Genomic DNA, 4,286 nt, shown 5'->3' with positions numbered 1-4,286 from the left:
ATACCAGGCCGCTGCCGAAGGAGTTTCAGGGCCCGCAGGGACCCGAGCCGACGCGCTACGGTGACTGGGAAAGCAAGGGCATCGCCTCGGATTTTTGAGGATGGGGCCGGCGAACCGAAGCGGGAGGCCGGTGCACCCGGAACTCACTCCAAATATCGGTTTTCCCTCAAATACAGCACGATCTGCTCGCAGGCGGCTTCGACCGCGACGGAAGATGTGTCGATCGAGATTTCGGGCGTCTCCGGCGTCTCATAGGGCTGGTCGATGCCGGTGAAGTTCGGCAGCTCGCGGGCGCGCGCCCGTTGATAGAAGCCCTTGGGGTCGCGGCGCTCGCATTCGGCAAGCGGGGTGGCGACATGAATCTCGATGAATTCGCCGGCAGCGACCAGGCTGCGCGCCATCGCGCGTTCGGATCGGAACGGCGAGATCAGCGACGCCAGGACGATCATGCCGGAATCGACGAACAATTTCGCGATTTCGGCAACCCGCCTGATGTTCTCGATCCGTGCCTCGTTGCTGAAACCGAGGTCGCGGTTGATGCCATGACGCAGATTGTCGCCGTCGAGCAGTGTCGTGTGGCGCCCCACGGCGCTGAGACGTTTATCCACCAGATTGGCGATCGACGACTTGCCGGCGCCGCTCAGCCCGGTGAACCACAGCACGCAGGGCCGCTGCTGCTTCAGTCGGGCGCGCATGGATTTGTCGACGTCAAGCGTATGCCAGCGGATATTGTTGGCGCGGCGGAGCGAGAAGTCGATCATTCCGGCCGCAGCCGTGCGGTGGCTGAGCGCGTCGATCAGGATGAAGCTGCCGAGGTCGCGGTTGTCGCGATAGGCGTCGCAGACCAGGGGCCGGTCGAGGCTGAGATTGACGCGGCCGATCTCGTTGGTCGTCAACGTCGTCGCGGCCTCGTGCTCCATGGTGTCGATCGCGACGCGATGCTTCAGGGTCGAGATCACGGCGCCGGTCGAGGAGGCGCCGCATTTGAGCACATAGCGGCGGCCGGGAAGCATGGCATTGTCGTCGAACCAGACCAGATCGGCGGCGAGTTGATCCGAAATGAGCGGCGCCGGGCCGGCGGTGAGGACGTCGCCCCGGCTGATGTCGATTTCGTCGTCAAGCGTCAGCGTCACCGAGTCACCCGCGGTCGCGCGGTCCTGCTCGCCCGACGCCGTCAGGATGCCGGTGACACGGCTGGTGCGGCCTGACGGCTGCACATTGATTGCATCGCCGCGCTGCACCGTGCCGCTGGCGATCCGGCCGGAGAAGCCGCGAAATTCCGCATCCGGCCGGTTGACCCACTGCACGCAAAGCCGCAGCGGCCGGCCCCCGACATCGCCCGACACGTCGACCATCTCGAGATGGTCCATGATGGTCGGTCCGACATACCAGGGCAGGCGCGGGCTTGGCGCGAAAATATTGTCGCCATCGCGCGCCACCACCGGGATGCATTGCACGTCGGCAATCCCGAGTTGCGCCGCGAGCGCCTGGTATTCCAGCGTGATCGCCGTGAAACGGTCGGCATCAAACCCGACCAGATCCATCTTGTTGACCGCCAGCACGACATGGCGGACACCGAGCAGGCCGAGGATATGGCTGTGGCGGCGGGTCTGGGTGATCACGCCCTTGCGCGCATCGATCAGCACCACCGCGAGATCGGCGTGGGATGCGCCGGTCGCCATGTTGCGGGTGTACTGCTCATGGCCCGGGGTGTCGGCGACGATGAAGCGGCGCCGCTGCGTGGCGAAGAACCGGTAGGCGACGTCGATGGTGATGCCCTGCTCGCGTTCCGCCTGCAGGCCGTCGACCAGAAGCGCGAAATCGAGATCGCCGCCGGTGGTCCCGGCGACCTTGCTTTCGGACTGCAGTGCGCTCAACTGGTCGTCGAGCAGCATCTTCGAATCGTAGAGCAGGCGGCCGACCAATGTGCTCTTGCCGTCATCGACGCTGCCGCAGGTGACAAAACGCAGCGTCGGCTTGTCGCCGTGATCGAACGGCAGGGCGTCGAGAGCCGGGTCGATGGGATATGCGACAAGACTCATCAGAAGTAACCTTCGGCCTTCTTGCGTTCCATCGATGCGGCGCTGTCGCGGTCGATGACGCGTCCTTGCCGCTCGGAGGATCTGGACGCCAGCATCTCTTTGATGATCGCGGGCACTGTCGTTGCCGTCGACGGCATTGCGCCGGTCAGCGGATAGCAGCCCAGGGTGCGGAACCTGACCGAGCGCCATTGCGGCTGTTCGCCGGGGCGCAGCGGCATGCGCTCGTCGTCGACCATGATCAAGGCGCCGTCGCGCTCGACGACCGGCCGAGGCGCGGCAAAGTAAAGCGGCACGATCGGAATCTCCTCGACCAGGATATATTCCCAGACGTCGAGCTCGGTCCAGTTCGACAGCGGAAACACCCGCATGCTTTCGCCGGGTCCGAGCAGCGTATTGTAGAGATTCCAGAGTTCGGGCCGCTGGTTCTTCGGATCCCAGCGATGCGCGGCGCTCCGATGCGAGAAGATCCGCTCCTTGGCGCGCGACTTTTCCTCGTCGCGCCGCGCTCCGCCGATCGCGGCGTCGAAGCCATGGAGGTCGAGCGCCTGGCGCAGCGCCTGGGTCTTCATCAGGTCGGTGTGGCGCGCCGAACCGTGACTGAACGGATCGACGCCCGATGTGATTCCGTCCGGATTGACGTGAACCAGCAGCTCGAGGCCGAGGTCGCGCACCCGCCGGTCGCGAAACGCGATCATCTCGCGGAACTTCCACGTGGTGTCGACATGCAGCAGCTGGAACGGCGGCTTGCCGGGATGAAACGCCTTCATCGCCAGGTGCAGCAGCACCGAGGAGTCCTTGCCGATCGAATAGAGCATGACCGGTTTGCGGAACTCGGCCGCCACCTCGCGCAGGATGAAAATGCTGTCGGCCTCGAGTTGCCTGAGGTGGCTGGTCGCCGCGCGGCGCGTCGCGCCGGACGAGAGGTCGGCGAACAGAGGGGATGCCATTGTTCCCCGAAAATCCACGTCGCCGATCATGCTGCCACGCCGATCGCGTCGCCAAACAATCGCTTCGACGTCTCGGCGCTGAGGACAAGGTCGCGCACGCAGGCTTCCACCGAGGCGCGGTAGACATCGCCGACACCGCAGCGCTCCAGCGTGTTCAACTGGGCTTCGCTCAGAGAGGTGGTCCTCCGAGCCCGGTATCGATACGCGGTGTCAGAGCCGTGCACCCCGGGGACCATGTACACCGATGGCTGGGTGATGAAAGTGATGCCCGAGCTTTTTGATTCCAATTGTCCCCTTTCGTTCCAGTCGAGAATTGCGCTCTCGCTGAAGCGGGCCGCAAGACCAATGCGGTCGAACAGGATGCGGACCGATTGGGCGGCCTCTTTGCTTGCTTCATAGACGTAATGGGTTGTCGGGATGCCCTGCCGCGTGGCGTAACTCTCGACCCGGAGCGTGTTCATCGTGGCGATGACAAAGTTGCGGGTCAGCGTGCCTTCCGGCGTGCGGTCCGACCATTTCTCCAGCCAGGATGCCAGCGAACTCGCCGGATCGCGATCGAGCATGATGATGTGGATCTTGTCCGGTGGATAGCCGGCCTCGATCAATGGCTGCAGCGGAAGGAACAGACTTTCTGCCGGCACATACGGACCGGCAGTCTCCTTGCCGAAAACGTGCGGTTGATCGAGCGCCGAGGGAATGATCCAGGGCGCCCCCGTGCGGCCGGTCAGGGCGTGGCGCAGGATCGCTTTCACCGGCTGGAAATAGGACGGCATTCCAGCCACGCCGAACAGGTTGGTCAAGGCCGTCGATCCCACCCGGCATCTGCCCCACGCGTAATAGAGCAGAGGGAAATCCTCGGCCGGGCGGTCGCGGAAGCCTTCGGAAAGGCAGTCCCTCACCTCGCGCATCAGGACATCGAGCGCCAGGCTCCGTGTCTGGAACTCGCCATCGGGCTGCAGCAGGATGGTGTCGAGCGAAGGGTGTTGACGGCGGATCAAATCGGCCAGCCGCTCGATGTCGTCGGCGGATGTCGAGGAGAGGTCCATCTGCATGTTTCCTTTTCTTATTGATGCCAGGGATGGCGGTTGCCTCTTCTGAGATCAGTTTGGAGCAGCAAGGACGTCGAATGATGCGAAGGACTCGGATCCCGCCTGCGCTGGAGCAGGACCGGCGATCAGGCGGCGCGCACGGTGTGGAGGAAGTTCTCGACTTCTTTCCTGAGGTGGCCGCTTTCTTTCGAGAGCGCTTGAGCCGAAGCCAGCACCTGCGCGGACGCCGAACCGGTGGCGTTGGCGCC

General features: G+C 64.2%; 4 protein-coding genes. 1 reads left to right on the top strand and 3 read right to left on the bottom strand.

Going from position 1 to position 4,286, the window contains the following annotated elements:
• The coding region (locus WCB02_RS19340; protein WP_423960473.1) for a DUF1674 domain-containing protein at window positions 1–98 on the top strand (98 nt) is incomplete at its 5' end.
• Between the two features lie 45 nt (window positions 99–143).
• Here the strand turns inward: WCB02_RS19340 and cysN are convergent.
• Genes cysN through WCB02_RS19325 form a run of 3 tightly spaced genes read right to left on the bottom strand, consistent with a single transcriptional unit; the run spans window position 144 to window position 4,035 of the window.
• A complete protein-coding gene (gene cysN / locus WCB02_RS19335; protein WP_423960471.1) occupies window positions 144–2,042 on the bottom strand; it encodes a sulfate adenylyltransferase subunit CysN in 1,899 nt (632 codons plus the stop codon).
• Complete coding sequence (gene cysD / locus WCB02_RS19330) at window positions 2,042–2,989, bottom strand: sulfate adenylyltransferase subunit CysD (protein WP_423960469.1); 948 nt, start codon at window positions 2,987–2,989, stop codon at window positions 2,042–2,044. The genes cysN and cysD overlap by 1 nt, the downstream gene beginning before the upstream one ends.
• A 26-nt stretch (window positions 2,990–3,015) precedes the next feature.
• Entirely contained in the window at window positions 3,016–4,035 is a 1,020-nt protein-coding gene (locus WCB02_RS19325) for a sulfotransferase family protein (protein ID WP_423960468.1), read from the bottom strand.
• Window positions 4,036–4,286 lie beyond the last annotated feature (251 nt).

The organism is Bradyrhizobium sp., from assembly GCF_049581145.1.
Taxonomy (GTDB): domain Bacteria; phylum Pseudomonadota; class Alphaproteobacteria; order Rhizobiales; family Xanthobacteraceae; genus Bradyrhizobium.
Note: the sequence above shows the minus strand (reverse complement) of the source record. Positions and strands in the feature narration are given on the sequence as shown.